16 protein-coding genes are annotated in these 22,382 nt (G+C 62.9%); 11 read left to right on the top strand and 5 right to left on the bottom strand.

Annotated features, from left to right (window positions below; all coding sequences use genetic code 11):
• Positions 1-160 precede the first annotated feature (160 nt).
• Positions 161-2,011, bottom strand: a complete 1,851-nt coding sequence (gene nagB / locus OXG98_19690) for a glucosamine-6-phosphate deaminase (protein ID MCY3774234.1) — start codon at positions 2,009-2,011, stop codon at positions 161-163.
• 96 nt (positions 2,012-2,107) lie between these two features.
• Complete coding sequence (locus OXG98_19685; GenBank protein MCY3774233.1) at positions 2,108-2,737, bottom strand: class I SAM-dependent methyltransferase; 630 nt, start codon at positions 2,735-2,737, stop codon at positions 2,108-2,110.
• 172 nt (positions 2,738-2,909) lie between these two features.
• Here OXG98_19685 and OXG98_19680 point away from each other — a divergent pair, with 172 nt between their 5' ends.
• Entirely contained in the window at positions 2,910-3,764 is an 855-nt protein-coding gene (locus tag OXG98_19680) for a sugar phosphate isomerase/epimerase (GenBank protein ID MCY3774232.1), read from the top strand.
• Positions 3,765-3,833: 69 nt separating this feature from the next.
• Here the strand turns inward: OXG98_19680 and OXG98_19675 are convergent, their stop codons facing one another.
• Entirely contained in the window at positions 3,834-4,805 is a 972-nt protein-coding gene (locus OXG98_19675) for a phytanoyl-CoA dioxygenase family protein (GenBank protein MCY3774231.1), read from the bottom strand.
• Positions 4,806-5,170: 365 nt separating this feature from the next.
• On the opposite strand from OXG98_19675, the gene OXG98_19670 reads away from it, so the two are divergent.
• From OXG98_19670 to OXG98_19640, 7 genes are all read left to right on the top strand, one after another.
• Entirely contained in the window at positions 5,171-5,743 is a 573-nt protein-coding gene (locus OXG98_19670) for an RNA polymerase sigma factor (protein MCY3774230.1), read from the top strand.
• A gap of 228 nt (positions 5,744-5,971) precedes the next feature.
• Entirely contained in the window at positions 5,972-6,466 is a 495-nt protein-coding gene (locus OXG98_19665; protein ID MCY3774229.1) for a zf-HC2 domain-containing protein, read from the top strand.
• A gap of 73 nt (positions 6,467-6,539) precedes the next feature.
• Positions 6,540-6,998 (top strand): Spy/CpxP family protein refolding chaperone, encoded by a 459-nt coding sequence (locus OXG98_19660; GenBank protein ID MCY3774228.1) that lies wholly within the window; start codon positions 6,540-6,542, stop codon positions 6,996-6,998.
• 147 nt (positions 6,999-7,145) lie between these two features.
• Entirely contained in the window at positions 7,146-8,651 is a 1,506-nt protein-coding gene (locus OXG98_19655) for an efflux RND transporter periplasmic adaptor subunit (protein ID MCY3774227.1), read from the top strand.
• A gap of 156 nt (positions 8,652-8,807) precedes the next feature.
• The gene (locus OXG98_19650; protein ID MCY3774226.1) at positions 8,808-9,272 is read left to right on the top strand and encodes a hypothetical protein; all 465 of its coding nucleotides are present in this window, start codon (positions 8,808-8,810) and stop codon (positions 9,270-9,272) included.
• Between the two features lie 61 nt (positions 9,273-9,333).
• Positions 9,334-12,621, top strand: a complete 3,288-nt coding sequence (locus tag OXG98_19645; protein ID MCY3774225.1) for an efflux RND transporter permease subunit — start codon at positions 9,334-9,336, stop codon at positions 12,619-12,621.
• On the top strand, positions 12,618-15,698 hold the full coding sequence (locus OXG98_19640) for an efflux RND transporter permease subunit (GenBank protein MCY3774224.1): 3,081 nt from the start codon (positions 12,618-12,620) through the stop codon (positions 15,696-15,698). The genes OXG98_19645 and OXG98_19640 overlap by 4 nt, the downstream gene beginning before the upstream one ends.
• Before the next feature lie 151 nt (positions 15,699-15,849).
• Here the strand turns inward: OXG98_19640 and OXG98_19635 are convergent, their stop codons facing one another.
• The gene (locus OXG98_19635; protein ID MCY3774223.1) at positions 15,850-17,421 is read right to left on the bottom strand and encodes a hypothetical protein; all 1,572 of its coding nucleotides are present in this window, start codon (positions 17,419-17,421) and stop codon (positions 15,850-15,852) included.
• An 85-nt stretch (positions 17,422-17,506) separates the two neighbouring features.
• Positions 17,507-18,922 carry a type I glutamate--ammonia ligase gene (gene glnA, locus OXG98_19630; GenBank protein MCY3774222.1) on the bottom strand — a complete coding sequence of 472 codons (1,416 nt, stop codon included), beginning with the start codon at positions 18,920-18,922 and terminating at the stop codon, positions 17,507-17,509.
• A gap of 582 nt (positions 18,923-19,504) precedes the next feature.
• On the opposite strand from glnA, the gene OXG98_19625 reads away from it, so the two are divergent.
• Genes OXG98_19625 through pssA form a run of 3 tightly spaced genes read left to right on the top strand, consistent with a single transcriptional unit; the run spans position 19,505 to position 22,239 of the window.
• On the top strand, positions 19,505-20,833 hold the full coding sequence (locus OXG98_19625) for a trypsin-like peptidase domain-containing protein (GenBank protein ID MCY3774221.1): 1,329 nt from the start codon (positions 19,505-19,507) through the stop codon (positions 20,831-20,833).
• Between the two features lie 9 nt (positions 20,834-20,842).
• Positions 20,843-21,484: a phosphatidylserine decarboxylase gene (locus OXG98_19620; GenBank protein ID MCY3774220.1), complete on the top strand. Its 642-nt coding sequence runs from the start codon at positions 20,843-20,845 to the stop codon at positions 21,482-21,484.
• Positions 21,481-22,239, top strand: a complete 759-nt coding sequence (pssA, locus tag OXG98_19615; GenBank protein MCY3774219.1) for a CDP-diacylglycerol--serine O-phosphatidyltransferase — start codon at positions 21,481-21,483, stop codon at positions 22,237-22,239. The genes OXG98_19620 and pssA overlap by 4 nt, the downstream gene beginning before the upstream one ends.
• Positions 22,240-22,382 lie beyond the last annotated feature (143 nt).

The raw sequence follows: 22,382 nt of genomic DNA, 5'->3' as shown, positions 1-22,382 counted from the left end.
CTGCGCGGCGCCGTCAATCAAGCAGGCCAATATAATGGAATGATGATCGGAAGATCAACAGCTTTTCGCGGAGCGTGGCTGCGGGATTTACCGGCCGGCGCGGCATGTGCGGCATGCGGAGGTTTTACGGCCGGCGCGGCATGTGCGGCATGCGGAGGTTTTACGGCTCGCCGCGTTCCAGGACGAAGGCTTCCATGGCGTAGTACTGGGGAAAACCCAGTTTGTCCAGGCGCCGGGCCGTGTGGGTATTTCGGTCCTGCACGCGCTCCCAGAACTCCCGGTCGTCGTACGCGCCCGGGAACATGGCGGTGTCTTTCTGGGACTCGTGGCGGAAGATGGCCTGGATCTTGCGCTGGAGGTCTTCATAGGAAAGGGGGATGAAGACGTCCGCCTCGTCCACTTCCCACTCCTGCCAGGCGCCACGGTAAAGCCACACGTCCGGCTTCGTCCGGTCGTAGACGGCGAGCGCCTGGTCGATGACTTCCTTGCACACGCGGTGGGTGCCGTGGGGGTCGGACAGGTCTCCGGCGACGAAGACGACCTCCGGGCGGATTTCGTTCAGCAGCTTCAGGACGATGCCGACGTCGTCTTCGCAGACGGGGTTTTTCTTCACCTGGCCGGTCTTGTAGAAGGGCAGGTCCAGGAACCGGGTCTTCTCCGGCGGGATGTTCACGGTCGACGCCGCCGCGATGGCCTCGGACCGGCGGATGTTGGTCTTGATGACCTGCACCTCGGGGAGGTCGATCTGGCCGGGCTGTTTCCCGTCGAGGAAGGACCGGACCGTTTCCACGATGCCGTCGAACCTTTCGTGGGGACATCCCAGGTCGCGGAAGGTCAGCCCGATGAAGTCGATGAGCCGTTTCACGTCCTCGTCGAAGACGGCGATGTTGCCGCTGGTCATGTAGGCGATGGTGATGTCGTTGCCGACGCCGGCCAGGCGGAACAGCGTGCCGCCCATGGAGATGACGTCGTCGTCCGGGTGGGGCGAAAAGCAGATGCACCGCCTGTTGGTGAACAGGTCCTGGCGTCCGTATATCTTGGCGCGGACCGCGTCGAAGGTCTTCCGGTTCAGCTCGTCGACGGACGGGACGGTGTCGACCAGGGAGTACAGGTCGTGGGCGTTGTAATCCCGCCGCTGCAGGTGCAGCACCGGCTTGTCCGTCTGCTCGCACAGCCATAGCACGGCACGCCGCGAAAGCTGGTCGGTCCAGTCCACCGCGTGGTTGTTCAGCCAGGGCAGCTTGACGCGGGTAAGTTCGCTCGATGCGGCCGGATCGGTGAAGACCGTGGCGTTCGGATGGTTCTGCAGATAGCTGGCCGCCACGAGGGGACTCACCTCGCCTTCGACGGCCTCCCGGACGATGGGGGCCTTGTGCTCCCCCGTGGCCATGAGGATGATACGCTCCGCGTCGAGGATGGTGCCGACGCCCATGGTCACGGCCTCGATGGGCACGTTCTCCTCACCGTGGAAACTGGAGGCGGCGTCCTTGCGCGTAATCTCGTCCAGCCGGATCAAGCGGGTCCGGGTGTCGGGCAGCGAGCCGGGTTCGTTAAAACCGATATGCCCCGTCCGACCGACGCCCAGAAGCTGGATGCCGATGCCGCCCACCGCACGGATGCGTTCCTCGTACCAGTCGCAATGTTCCTCGATTTCTTCCGGCGCCAGGTCGCCCAGGGGAACGAAGACCTGGTCGTCCGGTATGTCGACGTGGTCGAAGAGGTTTTCCCGCATGTACCGGTGATAGCTCTGAGTCGACTGTCTCGACATGGGGTAGTATTCGTCGAGATTGAACGTGACGACGTTCTCGAAGCTGACGCCGCCGCGATGAATGGCGATGAGCTCACCGTATACGTCGATGGGCGTGGAGCCCGTGCAGAGGCCGAGCACGGCCAACTGACCCTGCTCTGCGCGGCTCCTGGCGTAATCGACGATTTCGCGTGCGACCGTCTTCGACAGTGCCTTGTGGTCCGGACAGATTACGATGGGTATGTGTTCAGTACTGGGATGCACGGGGACGTCCTGAAAACGATGTTGTCGGTATCCGAATGTACTGATTCCCAATGTTACACGATTACAAGACCGGCGACCACGTATCGTGACCGTTACTCACGGCTGTTTTTCACCCGCGGCCACGAATATCCCGATCCGGGCGAAATCGTCGCAGCAAGTCGACTGCACTTCGCAGCAGGATCCGACGTTGTCGACCCCTACGTCGGTCAGTCCCGCGGCCTCAAACCATCCCTTTATATCAGATCTATTGAACCCCAGCCAGCGGTCGTGGTGTTCTTCGCGCAGAAATTCGAATTCGTGCTCGTCCGCGTCCGTGATCACGAGTTTACCCCCGGGTTTCAGGATTCTGGTCATTTCCCGGATGGCGCCCGGCGGGGATTCAACGTGGTGGAGGCACATGTTGGCAAATGCATAGTCGACCGTTTCGTCGGAAATGGGCAGGTCCTCCGCGCTCCCGATGCGATAGTCGATCACGTCGATGTCCTCGAATTTTCGCTTCATTTCGTTCAGGATTACCCCGGACTGATCGACCGCAATGACCCGTAATCCCGCCTGGATCAGACCCTGTGAGATAAAGCCCGTGCCGGCGCCGATGTCGGCGGCGATTCTGCCTCGACGGACCCCGGCGGCAGCCAGGGCGCCCGCCCTGACGTCATCGGAGTAATAGCTTTCGCGCATCTCGTCCCAGTCCCGGGCGACGCGGTCGAAGAAGTCCTTGCTGCTCACCGGTATGCCGTCCTTTTGTGCCGTTGTCGCAGGATCGTCTTGTAATTACGTGCGTTCGGTATACATATATATGAAATTACATCCAAAAGTGTCAATTTCTTCACGCAGCGCGGCCGTTTGTCTGTATAACTAATTCATAATACGCAGGTTAATTAATCTATTCGTTTCCATCATGCGACTCTGCCTGGATAGTTTCGTCCCGCCCCTGGACCGGATCACGAAGGGGACCGCAAGCTGGGTCAGGGAGTTGGGTTTCGACGTCATCGGCGTGGACCTGGAGCCGACGGTATCCGTCGATGTGGACGAATGCGCGCTAATCAGGAAGAACCTGGACGAGGCAGGGGTTTCCATCGGCCAGGGGTGGAGTGTGGGTACCCCGCTGGTGCGGCCCGACGCCACCGAGTCTGCCGCCCAACTGCGCATCCTGCGGGACCGGATTCCCCTGGCCGCGGCCCTCGGCTGCCGCGTGCTTCTGACCGAGGCCGGCGGCATGCACCCGGCGAATCCATGGTTTCCCCATCCGGAGAATCACGGCGCGGCGGCGCTGGAGCGTCTTATCGAGGCATTGAAAGAGATCGGGCCGTACGCGGCCGGGCACGGGGTGCTTATCGCCCCGGAGATGTCCCTGATGACGATCCTGTCCACCGTGGACAGGGCGATGACGCTGATGGAGGAAGTCGACCACCCCGGTGCCGGCATCAACTTCGACCCTGCCAACATCCTGGATCCCCTGTCACTCTACAGGTCCGGCGATTTCATCGACGACGCCTTCGACCGCCTGGGAAGCCGGATCGTGAACGTCCACGCCAAGGATGCGGCGCCTCGAGACGTGCCGCTGATCGTCCATCTCGATGAGCAGCCTGCCGGTCGGGGCGTGCTGGACTACGCGCGCCTGCTGCGCCGTGCGGCGTCGCTGCCGGACTGGACGTGCGTGGTAGTCGAGCACCTGACCGACTACGGCGAGGTAGCGGAGGTCAGGCGGTTCCTGGTGGAGACAGCCGCGACAGCAGGCGTGCATTTCGAGTAACGAGACGGTAGGCGTACGTCTCGAGTGAGACGCGGACCGGCACCCATCGTCTCCGGCTGTCCAAAACCCCTACGCGCAGAGCTCGTGGTCCCTGCTCCAGCGATTGAAGGACGGGTTGGGCAGACCGGCGAGGGCGTCCCTGGCATCCACCCACATCTGGTTCCACGCGACGGGATCGGTCAGGATCCGCTCCGGGCTGGCCTTGCTGCGGGCTACGAATCCCGGGAAGGCGCCCCGCCCCGAGGCCTGGCCGATCGGGTTGTACCGCAGGTCGTAGCTCCACCGGATCTCGTTGCTCTTGTTGGGCAGCGACGAGTGGCAGGTGTGCTTGTGCAGGAACAGGACGTCGCCGGGCCTGGTCGGCTGGGGAACGGCGGCGGACCGGTCCTTCACCTTCTCGGGGATTTCGAGGCCCCAGATATCGGGACAGTGGTGGAGCAGGCCGTCGCGGTGGCTTTCGGGGATGACGGTGAGACATCCCTGTTCGACCGTCGCCTCCTTCAGCGAGAACCAGACCGTCAGCATGTCGGTGTCGTCGGCCTCCTCCGTGACGACGCCGTTGTCCTGGTGCCACGGCGATATGCCGAGCTGAATGCGGCCTGTGCTGGGGTTGACCGGCGTCAGATGCTCGGGCAGCTTGATGCGCACGTGCTGGACCGGGTTGGAGTAGATCTCGGGACCGATGAAGCATTCCACGGCGTCGAGCAGCCGCGGGTTGGTCAGGACGTTGAACACCGCGGGACCGCACCAGAAGGGCGTATCTTCCTTTATGTTGCCCTGAGGCAGCGTGAAATCGAAATACTGCTGGTGGACCACGCCGCTTTCCCCCCAGACTTTCGTGATCCGCTCGCCAAAAGGCAGGTCTTCGTACCTGGATTCGATCTTGCCCGCCAGGTAAAGCTCATCCGCCAGCTGGTCGAGCACGGTCCCGTATTCCTCGATAACGGGCTCGAGTACTTCGTCCGGATCCAGCAGGCCCCGCACCATCAGGTAACCCTGGTCTTCGAAAAAGGCCATCTGTTCGTCGGTAATGGCTGACATAACCACCTCCGTCGTGCCCCGTGGCAGGGGTTTTACGCCTCGTCCGTGATCGGATGCCTCAACATATAGACAAGAAATCGGCGTCTTAGCGGTATATTGTGGATGGAAACCGGGTTCGGTGAAAACCCCGGACGAAATGGGGATTTCGGCGAAAGGTCCGCGGCCCATCGCGTTCAGTCGGGTTCGGCAGAATGCTAGACTTTGGCTTGAAACATCGGTTTACAAGCCGTTTTTATTATAGCGACCGCGCGGACCGCGCGCAAGGGTAAGATGGCCCGCGTTTTCATGAATGTAATCAGGAGTTTGGTGGCGGCGACCGCGCGGACCGCCCGATCCGCCAAGATGACCCGAAGGTGCCGTGGAAAATGCCCGATACCCATCGATCCGGTGAGCTCAAGGGGAATGCGCCGGAAGACAGGCAGGAGGTCTTTCGAAGGCTGTTCGATGCCTGGCATGGGCGCATCTACCAGACCTGCTACCGGCTCATGGGAAATCCACAGGAGGCGGAGGACATTACCCAGGATGTTTTCGTCCGGGCCATGCAGGCTTACGACCGGTTTCGCGGGGACGCCGATCCGGGGACCTGGCTCTACCGGATCGCCGTCAACCAGTGCCTCAACGTCCGGCGCCGGAAACGCCGGCTGCAGTGGCTCGCCCTGGATTTCTGGAACGAGGGCGCCGACGAGACGGCGATGCTCCGGGACCGGAGCGTCGAGGAAGACCTCCAGCAGGCGGACCGGGAACGCATCGTCGGGCAGGCGATCGATGCGTTACCCGAGCGGCAGCGTACCGCGCTGATCCTCTCCCATTTCGAGCGCATGTCCTACAAGGCTATCGCCGAAGCCATGGACTGTACCCCTTCCGCGGTGGAGTCCCTGCTGCACCGGGCCAAGACCAGCCTGGGCAGGCGGCTGCGGCCGCATCTGGACGAACTTTGAACCGGTGGGGACGATCATGCCGCGACACGCTGCATAAAAATCGAATGGATTGGACGGACAGGTTGTCTAAGTTTACAGGAAGAGGATAACAGCGGGTGACGGCCGCACGGCTCGACCGCGCAATCTAAACGACGCAAACGACATAAACGTAAAAGAATAAACGTAAAAGACATAAACAACGTAATCGCCGTAAGAAACACGACGACCCTTATCAGGCGGGTGCCTGCCATGAATCATCGTTTCCTTGAAGACCGGGTGTTTCTCTATATCGACGGGGATCTGCCCTCGGAAGAGCTGGCACGGTGCGAGGAACACCTGCGTACCTGCCCGCGGTGCCGGGAGCGGGTGAACGTGCTGCGCGCGACATGGGATTCCGACACGCTTCTGCGCGTATCCGGTCCCACCCTGCGGCTCCGTATGCGCTTCGAGACCGCCCTCCGGGGCGAAGAGCCCGTCGGAACCGGTCCGGCGGCCGGATCGAAGCTGGACTGGCTTGCCCGTCCGGCGCTGATGGCCGCCACGCTGGCCGTGGGGATCCTGATCGGCGCCTATCTCGGCAGCGGTCCCAACGGAGAAACTGCGCAGCTGGAAGCGCCGATCGCCGAGTCGAACGTTCTGGCCTTTACGCTGGCCGAAGACCTGCAGGACGTCACCGCAGAATCGGTCGGCCAGGAATACCTGTTGCTGGACTGGGACGCACCCCTGGACGATACTGGCAGGTAAGTGAAAGGCAAGTATGAACTTCGAGACTATTAACAGGTAAGCCGAACCCATTTGCGAGGAACGGTCGGGACGGATGAAGAAAAAGCTGATCATATGGGGCGTGGTCCTGCTCACGGTCATCAATCTCGCTTCGCTGGCGACCCGTGCGTATCACCGCTGGGGCGACGACGAGCGGCGCGGCCGTGAAAGCAGGCGCGAGGCCCGGATGTCCGTAACCGAACGCCTCGGACTCACCGAAGCCCAGGCGGAACAGGTCAGGACAATGCGCGCCGAACTCGGGGAACGGATGACACCCTACCGGGATGGATACCGCGAAAAACGGGACCAGTTGTACGATCTGCTCATGGCGCCGGATGCCGACCGTGGGGAGGTAGACCGGATCAAGGCGCAGATGGATTCGCTGCAGGCGGAGCGGGAAGCCATCGTTTTTGAATACATCCTGGCGCACAAGGACGTGTTGACCCCCGAGCAACAGACGAAGTTCTTCGCCATGATCAAGGAGCGGTTCCGGAACGGATACCGGCGAAGATAGCGGGACGTGCCGGCGGGAAGGCGCGCCATTGATTTCGGTGCGCAGGAACAACCCGACCCAGGTGCGATGGAAAGGAATAGCCTGCCAGGCGGGCAGTGAGACGACAAGACCGGCGTGTACCGGATCTTACAATTGAAGGAGCAGTTCATGTTCAAGCGGTTTGGGATGAGGAAACTGGCGTGCTGGTCGGTGGCGTTGGCCATGGCGGGGACCCTTGCCTGCGGCGGCGAGGAGGAAGCGGAAGACAACGCGGCTCAGAATCAGCGCGGCGGGCGGCCCGGCATGGGCGCCATGGCGCGCACCGGGGCTTCCATACCGGTCGAGGTGAAAACCGTGGGGCGGGGCAACATCGCGGCGACGCTGCTTACCTATACGTCGCTCGAGGCCGAGCGGCACGTGGACGTCGTCTCCCGCACGCAGGGGCTCGTGAAGACCATCCTGGTCGAGGAGGGCGACCGCGCGGAGGAAGGCCAGCCGCTGGCCCAGCTCGACACCGACGCGCTGGAATTGACGCTGCAGGAGCGGGAAGTGAACATGAACAGCCTGGAATCGAATTACAACCGGTCCCAGGAGCTGCTGGAACAGGAACTGCTCAGCAGCCAGGAATTCGAACAGACCAAGTTCCAGTACGAAGCGGCCCGGACCCAGTACGAATCGGCGAAGCTGCAACTGGCCTATGCCACGGTCCGAAGTCCCTTCGCCGGCATCATCACAGAGCGATTGATCGAGGTGGGGAACCTCGTGAATGCGAATGACGTGGTATTCCGCACGGCGGATCTCGACCCGCTGCTCGCCCGCATCTACGTGCCGGAAAAGGACATCGGACAGGTCCGGGCGGGACAGTCGGTGCGCATCAATGTCGAAGGATCGGACCAGACCCACACGGGCCGGGTCGCCCGGATAAGTCCCATCGTGGATCCCCAGAGCGGGACGGTCAAGGTCACCGTGGAAATCCGGGATCGCAGGGGAACGCTGCGCCCGGGCATGTTCACCACGGTCAACTTGGTGATCGCGATCCACGAAGACGTCCTGCAGGTCGAGAAGAAAGCGCTGGTGGCGGAAGCCGAGGGATCCTACGCCTTCCTGTTCCGGGACGGCACGGCCGAGAAGCGGCTTCTTGAAATCGGCATCGCGGAAGGGGATTACGTGGAGGTGATTTCCGGCCTGTCCGACGGCGACTCCATCATCACCGTGGGGCAGGAGGGACTCCGTAACGGAGCACCCGTCCGCATTGCCGGGCAGATCCCGCCCGCCGCGGACGGGATTGCAGGCGGCATGGGTGGAGGCGGGGAAGGTTCGGCACAGCGTCCGGCGGCGCAGGAAGGCAACGCCGGCGCACGCGGAGCCGCCACCAGCGGAGCCGCCACCAGCGGAGCCGCCACCAGCGGAGCCGCCATGGACGGCGCGGGAGAAGGGGCCGGAGGTCGACCCGGCGGTGGCGATGGCGGTATGCGCGGCGGCAACAGGATGATGGCCATGGACCTGGATCAGATGAAGGAGCGGATGTTCCAGAACCCCGAGATCAAAGCGGCCTACGATAAGCAGATGGAGGAAGACCCGGCTTTCGCGGATGACGAAGAAAGGCAGCGGGCGTTCCTGATCCAGCAGATGCGCCAGATGCGTACACAGCGCGGAGGGGGACGGCCGCAGTAGCACGGCGACTCTTCACGGAAGATGAAGACGGGAAGATAACGCGGGAAGATGAACGCGGATGTATATACATTAGTATAGCCGTACTCGCGCAATCACCGTGCAAGCAGAAACAGACGCAGGCGCGGAATCAACAAGCACAATCACGGGAGATGGATTATGCGTTGGTTTATCTTGCTGCTCGTTGCGTCAATCTCGTTCCCGGCCACGGCCCAGGAAGGACCGGAGTACGAGAAACTGATCCAGAGGTCCCTGACCCTCGAAAATCCCGAGGACGGCAAGCGTGAAGAGGTGGAAAAACGGTTCCGGGCCATCTGGCCGAAACTGCACACCCTGTGCGATTGCAAGCCGGCCGAAATAGGCGATGTGCCGGCCAAGGCATGGGATGAAGTGAAAAAGGCGGAACTGAAAGACGGTTTCCTCGACACGGTCGAGATGTTCCATCGCACGGTGGAAGGCGTGCGCCGTGAACTGGATTCGGCCGGTGCCTTCACGCCGTCGCTTCAGATCTGCCAGCAGTATGCGGACCTCTACGTCGGCGCGCGTCGCGAGACGAAGTCCATGGAGGAGGCGAGCAAGGCACTGGTCGAGATGATCCATAATCTGATCGGCGACGAACATTGAATAGCATTGAATCCGAAGGTAACGCAGTAAGCAGGTAACACGGTAAACTGGTAAACTATACATGAAGATCATCGGATTTTCCATCGGCAGGCCCGTCACGATCATCATGCTGATGACGGCGATGCTGCTCTTCGGCTTCATCGCGTTTTCGCGGCTGCCCATCAATCTCCTGCCGGACATCACGTACCCGACCCTGACGGTGCGCACCGAGTACGTCGGCGCCGCGCCCAACGAGATCGAAAACCTCATCTCCGAGCCCATCGAAGAGGCGGTGGGCGTGGTCACCGGCGTGGTGCGCGTCAGCTCCATTTCCCGCCCCGAACGGTCCGACGTCATCCTGGAGTTCGAATGGGGCACCAACATGGATTTCGCCAGCCTGAACGTGCGGGAGAAGATCGACCTGCTCAACCTGCCCCAGGCGGCGGAGAAACCCATCCTGCTCCGGTTCGACCCGAGTCTCGATCCGATCCTGCGCATCGCCCTTTCCGGGAATGAGAGCCTTACCGCCCTGCGCATCATGGCGGAAGAGGAGATCAAGCGCGAGCTGGAAGCCCTCGAGGGCGTCGCCGCGGTCAAGATCAGCGGCGGCCTGGAAGAGGAAATCCACGTGGAGCTGGACGAGTCCAGGCTGGCCAGCCTAGGCATTCCCATCACCCAGGTGGCCACCCGGCTCGAGCAGGAGAACGTGAACGTCGCCGGAGGAACCATCAAGGACGGCGAGACGGAATACCTGGTACGCATCCTGAACGAGTTCCAGGCCGTGGACGAGATCGGCGACATCATCGTCGGCCAGGTCAACACCGTGCCCATCCTGCTCTCCGACGTAGCCACGGTGACGAAAAGCCACAAGGAACGCAAGCTGTCGGCGCGGATCGATGGCCGGGAGAGCATCGAGATCGCCATCTACAAGGAAGCCGGCACCAATACGATCCAGGTGGGGCGCGTGGTCAAGGACCGGCTGGATTCGGTGCGGGAGACCGTGGCGGGACTCACTTCCGGCGTGAACCTGGAGGTGGTCTTCGACCAGTCGATCTTCATCCAGCAGTCGGTGGACGAGGTGCTCAAGACGGCCATGTACGGCGGTATCCTCGCCATCCTGGTGCTGTACCTGTTCCTGCGGAGTTCGAGCAGTCTCATCATCGGCGTGTCCATCCCCATTTCGGTGGTCACCACCTTCTTCTTCCTGTACGCCTTCGACGTATCGCTGAACATCATGTCCCTCGGCGGGCTGGCCCTGGGGGTCGGCATGCTGGTGGACAACTCCATCGTGGTGCTGGAGGGCATCGACCGGCACCGCAGGCGAGGGGGCGACCTGCCCATTGCGGAGCGTGTTCGCCTCGGCGCATCGGAAGTCGGACAGGCCGTCGTGGCCGCGACGCTGACCACGGTATGCGTCTTCGTGCCCATCGTCTTCGTGGAGGGCATCGCCGGGCAATTGTTCCGGGACCTGGCGCTGGCCGTCACCTTCTCGCTCATCGTGGCCACCCTGGTGGCCGTCACCCTGATCCCGGTCATTTCGTCGATCCTGCACCGCGACCGGGAACCGTACGCGGACGACGAATCCCGTCCACAACCGGATCCGACCACGTCACTGGGTAAGATCCGGTCCGTGATCGGGGCCGTCTGGAGTGCTTTCTCACGCGGACTGGGCTATATCGTAACGGGCGTATTCTACATCGTCCGGTGGGTGCTTTTCACGGTCTGGGGACTGGTGCGCGTGGCGCTATGGCCGGTGGGCTGGGTTTTCGACCGGATCTTCCCGGTCATCCAGCGGACCTACCCGCCGTTCCTGCGCTGGGCCCTGGGACACCGCGTGCTGACGTTGTTCACCGGGACCGCCCTGCTGGCCGGTTCCCTGTATGTCGTACCCACGATCGGCATCGAGCTGATCCCCGAGATGAGCCAGGGCGAGTTCTTCGTCAACGTCAAGCTGCCCGTGGGCACGCCGCTGCCCGTGACCGAGGATGCGTTGAACCGCATGTCGGACATCGCCGGGGACTACCCGGAAGTGAGCACCGTGTATGTGCTGGCGGGAACCATGGGCCAGTCCGGCGGCAACGCGGGCGAGGAGCGGGAGAACATCGGCCAGCTGCACATCCGGCTGGAACCGGGCCTGCGTGGCGAGGTGGAAGAGACCGTGATGAACCGCCTGCGGATGGATTTCGAATCCATTCCCGGCATCGAGGCGCCCGAGTTCGCCCGTCCCGCGCTTTTCAGTTTCAAGAACCCGGTGGAGGTGGAAGTCAGCGGGTACAACCTGACCCGGCTGACGGAGGTTTCCGAGGGACTCGCGGCGGAAATGTCCACGGTGCCCGGCCTCACCGACGTGAAGGCGAGCATGGAAGGCGGGAATCCCGAGGTCCAGATCCTCTTCGACCGCCGGAAGCTTGCCAACCTGGGGCTCAACCTGGGTACGGTCACGCAGATCGTGCAGAACAAGGTCCAGGGCAACGTGGCCACGGAGCTCACCCGCCGGGACCGGAAGATCGATATCCGCGTGTGGGCCGAGGATGAGACCCGGCTGAGCCTGGACGCCATCCGACGGCTGGTGGTAAACCCGGAAGGCACCGTGCCAGTCCCCCTGTCGGCGGTTGCGGAAGTCCACGTCTCCCAGGGCCCGAGCGAGATCCGGCGGGTCAACCAGCAGCGCGTGGCCATCGTGTCCGCGGGGTTGTCGGGCCGTTCGCTCGGCGACGTGGCGGAGGACATCCAGGGAATCATCGACAGTTTTCGCCTGCCCATCGATTTCGTCGTGGGCATCAAGGGGCAGAACGAGGAGATGCAGGTGGCCTTCGCCAGCCTGCAGTTCGCCATTCTGCTCTCGATCTTTCTCGTCTACCTGGTCATGGCGTCGCAGTTCGAATCGCTGCTCCATCCCTTCGTGATCATGTTCACCTTCCCCTTTTCCATCATCGGCGTGGTCCTCACGCTCGTGCTCACGGGACAGACGATCAGCGTGGTTGTGCTGATCGGGGTGATCATGCTGACCGGGATCGTGGTGAATAACGCCATCGTGCTGGTGGATTACATCAACCAGCTGCGCCGCAGGGGCACCGAACTGCAGGAGGCCATCGTCGAGGCGGCCCAGACGCGCCTCTGGCCCATCATGATGACGACGGCGACCACGGTCCTCGGCCTGCTGCCCATGGCTATCGGCGTGGGTGAAGGCGCCGAGTTGCGCGCGCCCATGGCCGTAACCGTGATCGGCGGACTCATCGCCGGCACGATGGTGACGCTGGTCCTCGTGCCGCTCATCTACATGACGATAGAGTCGGCCATGGCAAGAGTATACAGTCTGTTTACACGTACTGCCGGACAACCGGTATCCCAGGAGGTGGCTGAGGCATGAGCATCGCCGAATTTTCCGTAAACCGACCGGTGACGACGATCATGGTCATCGTGAGCGTCGTCACCCTTGGCGTGATCTCCTACACCAAGCTGCCGCTGATGTTCCTGCCGGACATGTCCTTCCCGTCCCTGAACGTCAGCGTGCCGTACCCGTCCTCGTCGCCCGAGGAAGTGGAACGGCAGATCACGCGGCCGCTGGAGGACGCCTTTGGCACGCTGAGCAACATGAAGAGCATGGAGTCCCATTCCAGCGACGACAACGCGCGGGTCCGCATCGAGTTCGAGACGGGCACGGACATGAACATGGCGGCCATGGAGGTCCGGGACCGGATCGACCAGGTCCGGGGCGATCTTCCCGACGACGTCGAACGCATCCGCATCCGGCGCTGGAACCCGAACGACATGCCCATCTACAACTTCAGCGTCGCGTGGGGCGGGGATCCCGCGGAGTTCTACAACATCGTCACCAAGGTGATCCAGCCGCGCATCCAGCGCGTGGAAGGCGTGGCGAACGTGGAAATCAGCGGGATGATCGAAAAGCAGCTGCTCGTGCACGTGGACAGCGAGAAGCTGCAGTCCCACAACCTGGATCTGTTCAATCTCAGTCAGACCCTGGTGCAGAACAACGTCACCCTGACGGCCGGGACGGTCACCGAGGGCGGCCGGAAGTACTCGGTCCGTTCCGTGAACGAGTACCGGGCGGCCGACGAGGTGGCGAACCTGCCCATACCGGGCACGACCCTGTCGCTGCGCGACGTGGCGGAGGTGAAATTCGACTACCCGGAGGACGACAGCTTCCAGCGCCTGAACGGGGTCGACGCGGTCACGATCAGAGTGTACAAGACGTCCACCGCCAACATCGTGGACGTGGCGCAACGCACCCAGTCCGTGCTGGATGAACTCAAGACGCAGCCCCAGTTCGCGGACCTGGAAACGCGGGTCTTCTTCGACCAGTCGCAGAGCATAACGGACCGGCTTTCGGACCTGCGGAACACAGGACTGCTGGGCGGCATGCTGGCGATCATCGTGCTGTTCCTCTTCCTGCGGAACGTGCGGAGCACCCTGATCATCAGTCTGGCCATTCCCATATCGATCATCTGCACCTTCACCTTCATGTACCTGCTGCGCCAGGGCGCCGGATCCACGGTGTCCATCAACCTGATCTCGCTCATGGGGCTGATGCTGGCGGTGGGCATGCTCGTGGACGCCGCCGTGGTGGTGCTGGAGAGCATCTACCGGCACCGCCAGGAATCGAATCTGCCGGCGCGGATCGCGGCCGTCGTGGGTACCCGTGAAGTGACCATGGCCATCATCGCGGCCACCGCGACGACCCTTTGCGTCTTCATGCCCCTCGTCTTCATGGGCGGCGGAAGCCGGTTCATGCTCTTCATGAAAGACTTCGTCGTCACCTTCTGCATCGTCATGGTGGCGGCGGTGTTCATCGCCCTGACACTCATTCCGCTGGTATCGTCGAGACTGTTCAACCGGCCGCTGGGCAAGCCCTCGGCGTTCTTCGCGAGGCTGTCGGGGCTGTACACTTCGGTCCTGGCCTGGAACCTCAAGCACCGCTTCGTCACGGTAGTCTCCTTCGCCGCGATTCTATACGGCAGCTACTGGCTGTACCAGAACATCGAGACGGAGTTCCAGCCCATGGCGCCGACGCGGGACATCGCGATCGCCGCGGACCTGCCGGGCAGCTACAGCATCGAGGACGTCAAGGCCGTCTTTACGGACGTGGAGAAACTCCTGCTGGACCGTAAGGAGGACTTCCACATCGAATCCATCTCGTCCTACGGCAGCCTGCGCCGGGCAAATATCCGCATCGTGCTGACCCCACCGGAGGAGCGGCAGGAATCGGCCACGCAGCTTCAGACCCGGATCACCAGCGCACTGCCCGAGATCGCCGGCGTGCGGTGGAGACCCGGACGGATGCGCCGTTACGGAGGCGGGCAGTCGGGCGTGGACGTCGAACTGCGCGGCGACAACATGGCGGTGCTTTCCAATATCGCCGAGGATATCCGGACCCGGATGGAGGTCATCCCGGGCCTCAAGGACGTGGATACGAGCCTGGAGCGGGGCGACGAGGAGATCCAGGTCCAGGTCGACCGGGCCGTGGCACAGACTTACGGGATCTCGCCGAGACAGGCCGCCCGGACCGTGCAGGCGGCCCTGAGCAGCCGGGCGAGGGGCAAATTCAAGGCCGACGACCGCGAGGTGGACATCCTGCTGCACCTCGAGGAAGAGGATCGCGCCAGCATGCGGAAGCTGCAGAACATGACCTTCGAGCGGGCCGAAGGCGGCATGATCCCCGTAGGGAACCTGGCCAGTTTCTCCAAGCAGAAGGGACCCGACGTCATCGAGCGGCATGACCGGGAATCACAGGTGGAAGTGGGCGGCAATACCGAAAGGGCCGGGACGCGCAGGATCAACACGCAGGTGACGGAGATGATGGAAGGTATCGATCTGCCGCCGGGTTACTCGTGGAGCATGGGTCGGAACTGGAACATGATGCGCGAATCCCAGAGCGAGTTTCTCTTCGCCATCCTGCTCTCCGTCGTGCTCATCTACCTGATCATGGCGGCCATATCGGAGTCCTTCATCCAGCCCTTCACGATCCTGCTGTCGGTGCTCTGCGGACTGGTGGGCGCCTTCGTCGTGTTCTACCTGTCCGGGACGACGCTGAACACGAACTCCTATCTCGGAGTCATTGTGCTGTCCGGACTGGCGGTGAACAACGCCATTGTGCTCATCGATCACGTGAACCATTTGCGCAGGGAAGGGAAGACCCGCACGGAGGCCCTGCTCCTGGGCGGCCGGCACCGGCTGCGGCCGATACTCATGACGTCCCTGACGACCATCTTCGGCCTGCTGCCCATGGTGGCCCCCATCCTCTTCCCCGAGATCTTCGGTCCCGTGGAAGACCGCGGCGCCAACCAGTGGGGCCCGGTCAGCCTGGCCCTCGTGGGCGGCCTGACCACCTCGGGCATCCTGACGCTGATCCTGCTGCCGACGGTCTACACGATCTTCGAGGACCTGAGCAACTGGGTAATGTCCAGCGTGAAGCGGGCCTGGGCGTAAGCGTGCGGGGGTTTAACGCGCAAACGCAGTCTGCGCACAAGCGGTCTACGTTTAGCGCGGTCTGAAGGTACGGTGATCGGTAAGGTAACGCGCACAATATAGAAAGACGCCCGGTCCTGGAGTCATTGAAACCAGGGCCGGGCGTTTTGTTTCACATCGCCGAGTGGAAGACCCGGTCGTAGATCTGGTGGACGCGGGCGGTGTGCTTCCCGTAGGCTTCCAGCATCCGGTCCGGCGCGGCCTCCCTTGCCTCGAGGGAAACACCCGACAGGCCCATCATGCCGGCCAGGACGGCCTGGGCGCCGCGGTCCCGGGGAATTTCGTGGGTCTGGTGGCCCGAGGTCATCTGGATGCGGTTTTCCAAGTCCCGCAGGAAGATATAGGCGTCGTCCAGATCGGCAGCCTCTTCATCTGACAGGTACCCCTTTTCCGCCAGCGACGCCAGCATCCTGCGGGTGCCGCGTTCCCAGGGCCAACCCTGGAATCCGCCGTACACGAGCTGGAATCCCTGGGCGATGAATTCGATCTCCCGGATGCCGCCCTTCCCCAGCTTAACGTGGTAGTCGCCGCTGCCCCGTTCTACCAGCGCCTTCGCGATCCGTTCCCGCATGTGGTTGATGTCTTCCAGGATCAGCGGCTGGTCGAGGGCGGGGTAGAACACGAAGGGCTGGATCGTGTCGAGGAACCGGCCGCCCACCTCTCTGCTTCCCGCTGAGCACCGGGCCTTCAGGAGCGCCTGCCGTTGCCAGGCCTGTCCCTGGATCTCGTAGTGCCACCGGTAGCCTTCGATCGAATTGGCGATGTCGCCGGCCCGTCCCTCCGGGCGCAGGCGCAGGTCGACGCGGAACACCTGTCCGTCCGGCGTAAGCCGGCTGATGAGGTCGGTGATGGCCCGGGCGAGTTTCGGGTAGTACTCGTAGGTGGATGTCCCGTCCTTCTCGGTTCGACCGTCCGTGGCGTCGTAAACGTAGAGCAGGTCGATGTCCGAACTGAAGTTCAGATCCCGGCCGCCGAGCTTGCCCATGCCGATGACGGCGAAGCCGCTCGGCTTCGATCCTTCGAGCATCGGCCGTCCGTGCCGAGCCTCCAGTTTCATGCCGCACACATCGTGGGCGGCCTGGAGGCAGAAGTCGGCCACGTCCGTGAGCCGTTCCAGGACCGCCGGCGTTCCGGATTGTTTCATCAGGTCGCACACCGCGATGCGGAGGTAGGCGCGCTTCTTGAACGTGCGCAAGGGTTTCATGGCCTCGTCCGGTGATGACACGCCCTGCAGCATCCCGGCCAGGTCGGCGTCCAGTTCATCGGCGTCTTGCAACGTCCGCCACGCGTCCCCGGCGAAGGTGTCGAGCAGGAATCCGACGTCCTGGACGAGCACGTTGCCGAGGTACGGACTGCACGACAGGATCGTGAGCAGGGCGTCCCGGGATTCCGACGGGACGGCCAGCAGGTCCAGCAGGGCCGGGATATGATCCTCGCCGCACCGGGTAAAGAGCGTGTGCAGGCTGATGAGGGCCCGGTCTGGTTGCAGCGAGGTGCCCGCCGCTTCGACCAGCGCCGGGAAGGGATTCCCCGGAAGGGCGAGCGGAGCCAGGCGTCTATCGATCTGTCCCAGCACGCGCCAGGCGTCGGCCGGGTCGTCGAATCCGAAGGACCGCAGATGACCGGACACCGCGTCCGGTATCGGCGATGCGAGCGCGACGCGATCAATGTTGAGGGTCGTCATGGGCGTGGCCTTAAAAAGACCGCGCCTCCCCGCGTCGAAACGGAGGAGGCGCGCAAGTTACGATGAAACGCTACGGCCGTACGACCTAAATGTCGTAGTAGAGACCGAACTCCCACGGGTGTGGACGCAGGCGAATCTGGTCCAGCTCGTTCTCCCGCTTGTAATCGAGGTAGGTCTCGATCAGGTCCGGCGTGAACACATCGCCCTTGAGGAGGTAGTCATGATCTTCCTCCAGGGCATCCAGCGCTTCGCCGAGGTCCTGCGGCGTGTGGGCCACTTCCGCGGCCTGTTCCGGCTCAAGGTCGTAGAGATCGAGATCGATCGGCTCCGGCGGCTCGATCCGGTTCTCGATACCGTCCAGGCCGGCCATCATCATGGCCGTGAAGGCCAGGTAGGGATTGGCCCCCGGATCCGGCGTGCGGAACTCGATCCGCTTGGCCTTCTCGCTCTTCGAATACATGGGGATCCGCACGCAGGCGCTGCGGTTGCGCTGCGAATAGATCAGGTTGATCGGCGCTTCGTATCCCGGGACGAGCCTCCGGTAGGAGTTCGTCGTCGGCGCGGCGAAGGCCAGGACCGAGGCGCAGTGCCTGAGCAGCCCGCCGATATAGTGCCGGGCCATGTCGCTCAGGTCGGCGTACGTGCCGGCCTCGAAGAAGAGGTTCTTGCCGTCCTTCCACAGGCTCTGGTGCACGTGCATGCCCGACCCGTTGTCCTCGAAGATGGGCTTGGGCATGAAAGTCACCGTCTTGCCCGCCTGCCTGGCAACGTTCTTGACGATGTACTTGTACATGAGCAGGTCGTCGGACATGCGCAGCAGCGTGTTGAAGCGTATGTCGATCTCCGCCTGTCCCGCCGTGCCCACTTCGTGGTGGTGGACTTCCGACTCGATGCCCATGCTCCGCAGCGTCAGCACCATGCGCGTACGCAGGTCCTGGTGGGTATCGTTCGGCGGTACGGGGAAATATCCGCGCTTGTAGGGAATCTTGTTGCCGAGGTTCGGTCCCTCGTTGCGGCCCGTGTTCCACCAGCCCTCGCCCGCGTCGACCCGGTGGAAGCTGGCGTTCGGCTTCTGGGCGAACCGCACGTCGTCGAAGATATAGAACTCGGCTTCCGGTCCGAAATAGGCCGTGTCGGCGATGCCCACGGACTGCATGTAAGCCTCGGCCTTCTGGGCGACGTACCGCGGGTCGCGTGTATACATTTCAAGCGTCACCGGATCCTTGACATTGCAGATCAGGATCAGCGTCTTCTCCTCCATGAAGGGATCGATCTTGGCCGACAGCGGATCGGGGATCAGGATCATGTCGCTCTTGTCGATGGTCTGGAAGCCACGGACGCTCGAACCGTCGAACCCGACGCCTTCTTCGAAGGTCTCTTCTTCCAGCGTTTCGATGGGCGCTGAGAAATGCTGCCAGGTTCCCGGCACGTCGATGAACCGGAAGTCGACCATCGCCGCTCCACTGTCCCTTGCGTATGCGATTACCTCGTTTGGGGTCACGACTGTTACTCCTCCCTGGTTGGGGTCCGTCCGAATCGACGATGGAAGTATCCGGGCCGACTGTCGTCCGTCCGCAAAAGACGGATGGGCCCGGTCCCATCACCGCGACATGATGAATTTTGCCAAAAATCGGATTCAGCAAACTTAATGTATATCGTCATTGTTTCGCAAGTGTTTCCCTGAAGTTAAATCCTTGTTAAATCGCCGGACGCCATTTTAACCTCCTGGCCGGATAGTTTGGTCCGGTCCCGGGACTGCGTACCGATCTTCCGGGAAGAAATCCACTTCAAATCCCGGGGCTTCGATGCCGGGTTCCGGACGGCCGGACGGCGCGCCTTCCCACGGAAAAGGTATTGACTCGAGGGGTCCCCGCGCGTATATATGGATTAACTATTTTCGGGACCGGAGAAACGGCTTGAAAGGTTGCTCCGGGTCATTCAGGCGCAGGACTTCTCCCGGCGATTCCGACTGAAATCAGCGTTGCCTTAGATTCTGCATGGTTGCGGTGCGGATGCCCGGTGCCGAATGATGCAGAACAGCGAAAGATCCCATCGGAGCTTCTGGACCGCGAGATGGACCCCGATGGCGGTGTGGTATATCCTGGCGGCCTTCGGCGGCGCGCTCCTGGGCATCGTTATCCTGGTGGTGGCCTATCCCGAAGCGCTGTACGTAATCAGCGGCGGACCTGGGGGCGGGAACGGGACATCCGACCGGCCGTCATCCATAGAAGGCGCGGCGCAATCCGAATCGTCCGAAACGGCCGCTTCGCCCGGCCAGGGCAGATCATCTGCATGGCCCAGTTCGCCCGGCCCGACCGGTACAGGCGGACGCGGCGATCCGCTGACAGGCGCAGTTTCGCCGCCGGGACTGGCCGCCGCCAACGAAGCCATCAGCGTGTCCCGCCGGACGACCATCGTTTCTGCGGTGGAACGGGCGGGGCCCGCGGTCGTGAGCATCGTCGCGACCTTCCAGATGCAGCGGCGCGGCTTCACCCGGATGTTCGACGACCCCTTCTTCGGCCACTTCGTGGTGCCGCAACTGTACACCCGCGAGGAGCCGAACACGGGTTCGGGCGTGATCATCGACGAGGCGGGGTACATCGTCACAAACGCCCACGTGGTGCAGTTGGGAGACTACACGGCCCGGCGGATCCGGGCCGTTCTGACCGACGGTCGGAGCCTGGCCTGCACCCTGGTCGGCGTAGACATCATGTCGGACCTGGCCGTGCTCTACGTGGAGGGCGAGGATATACCGGTGGCGGCGCTGGGCCGGTCCGACGACATCATGGCCGGTGAATGGGCCATCACCATCGGCAATCCGCTGGGACTGGCCATCGAGGACGCCCAGCCGGCGGTGGCCGTGGGCGTGGTCAGCGCGGTGGGCCGAGACTTCCGCCGGGAGCAGGGCTCCAGGACGGTCTACCGGGACATGATCCAGACCGACGCGACCATCAATCCGGGCAACAGCGGCGGACCGCTTGTAAACGCCCTAGGCGAGGTCATAGGGATCAACACCTTCATCCTCTCTGAAAGCGGCGGCTCGGAAGGGGTAGGCTTCGCCATACCCATCGACCGGGTCCGGCGCGTGGCGGACGAACTGATCCAGTACGGCGGACCGAGGCGGGGATGGACGGGGTTGTCAGTGATCGACATCACGGAATACGTGGCCCAGGAACTGAACATAGACGACCGGATGGGCGTGCTGGTCAACGAAATCGATCCGGAAAGCCCGGCTGCCCGGGCCGGCATCCGGGTCATGGACGTCATACGGAAGATCAACGGGGAGGCGATCGCCAGCTACCCGGACGCGCGGGAGGCCCTGTACGGCAGCCTGGTGGGCGATTCCATCGAACTCGAAGTCGAGCGGGAAGGCCGGCTGATGCCCCTGACCCTGCACATCGCCGAGTTGTAAGGATAAAGAATGGTACGCGACGGCTGGGTCATGGTCATCCCCCTGGCGGCACTTGCCGCTGGCTGCCTGGTGATCGGCTACCTGGCCCCCGGTCTGATCTGGAACGCGCTGGCGGCCGTCTTTGCCGCGCTGGCCCTGTTCGTCGGGTTCTTCTTCCGGGATCCGGCCCGGTGCGTGCCCCCGGGCGAAGGCCTGGTGATCTCCGGCGGCGACGGCAGGGTCGTGACGGTCGAGGAGATCGGGAACGACCCCTTCATTGACGGACCGGCCACGCAGATCAGCGTGTTCCTGTCCATCGTGAACGTGCACGTCAACCGGATTCCGATCAGCGGCGTGATCAAGCTGCGCCGGAGGATAGAAGGCAAGTTCAAGCTCGCCTTCAAGGACGAGGCCTCGGGCGACAACGCGCAGATGGTCCTGGGCATAGAAGGGGACAGGGGCCGCGTCCTGATCAAGCAGATCGTCGGCTTCGTAGCCCGGCGCATCGTCTGCGACGTCCACGAGGGCGACGAAGTGCGTATCGGCGACCGGTTCGGCCTGATACGCTTCGGTTCGAGGATAGACGTAGTCGTGCCGGCCGGCACGGAAATCCGGGTGAAGAACGGAGACCGGGTCCGCGGCGGCGAGACGATACTGGGAGTGCTCAAATGAAAAACTGGATGCGCGTCGCGTTGCCGAACGTATTCACGCTGGGCAACATCTTCTGCGGGGTATCCGCCATCTTCTACTGCATCGACGGGTTCAACGCCCTGACCGGCGATCCCGGCCGGGCGCCCTGGCTCATCATCGCCGCGGCCCTGCTGGACTCCATCGACGGAAAGGTGGCGCGCTTCAGCCAGGGGGCGACCCGCTTCGGCATCGAACTGGATTCCCTGGCGGACGTGGTCTCCTTCGGCGTGGCGCCCATGGTGCTCGTCTACACCCTGAAGCCCTTTGGCGAGATCACCTGGGTGCTCTGCCTGCTCTTCCTGATGTGCGGCGCGATCCGCCTGGCCCGGTTCAACGTGATGACCCTCCGGCGGGTGGAGCGGATCAACCAGGAGAAGGACAACTTCATGGGACTGCCGATCCCCGTGGCGGCCATCGCCGTGGCCTCCTACGTCATCTTCTGCTGGGACCGGTGGGAAGAGCTGCACCTGGAAGGACCGTTCATGGGGTTCATGCTCCTGCTGTCCATTCTCATGGTCAGCCCGCTGTCCTACCGAACCCTGCCTTCGCTCGCCTTCAAGAGCAAGTGGTCCATCCTCAAGCTGCTTGTCATCGCCGTCGCCCTGGTCGCCCTGGTATGGGACCCGAAGCTCACGATCTTCCCGATCGTGCTGCTGTACATCCTCTCCGGCATCGCGGCATGGGGCATCCACATGGTCCGGCATGACGAGGACGTGGCGCTTTCCGTGGAAGAGTGAGCGAAATCAAGGGAAGAGCGAGCGGGAACCATGGAGGAGCGAGCGGAAAGGGCGGCATGGCCCCGCGCTATTTGACTCCGATGTACAAAATGACTCCAAGATACAATATGAATTCGGCGAGATGCGAGACACCGCACCCACCC

The sequence above is a fragment of the Gemmatimonadota bacterium genome (assembly GCA_026706345.1).
Lineage (GTDB): Bacteria > JAAXHH01 > JAAXHH01 > JAAXHH01 > JAAXHH01 > JAAXHH01.
This window is presented reverse-complemented; position numbering and strand designations above follow the sequence as displayed.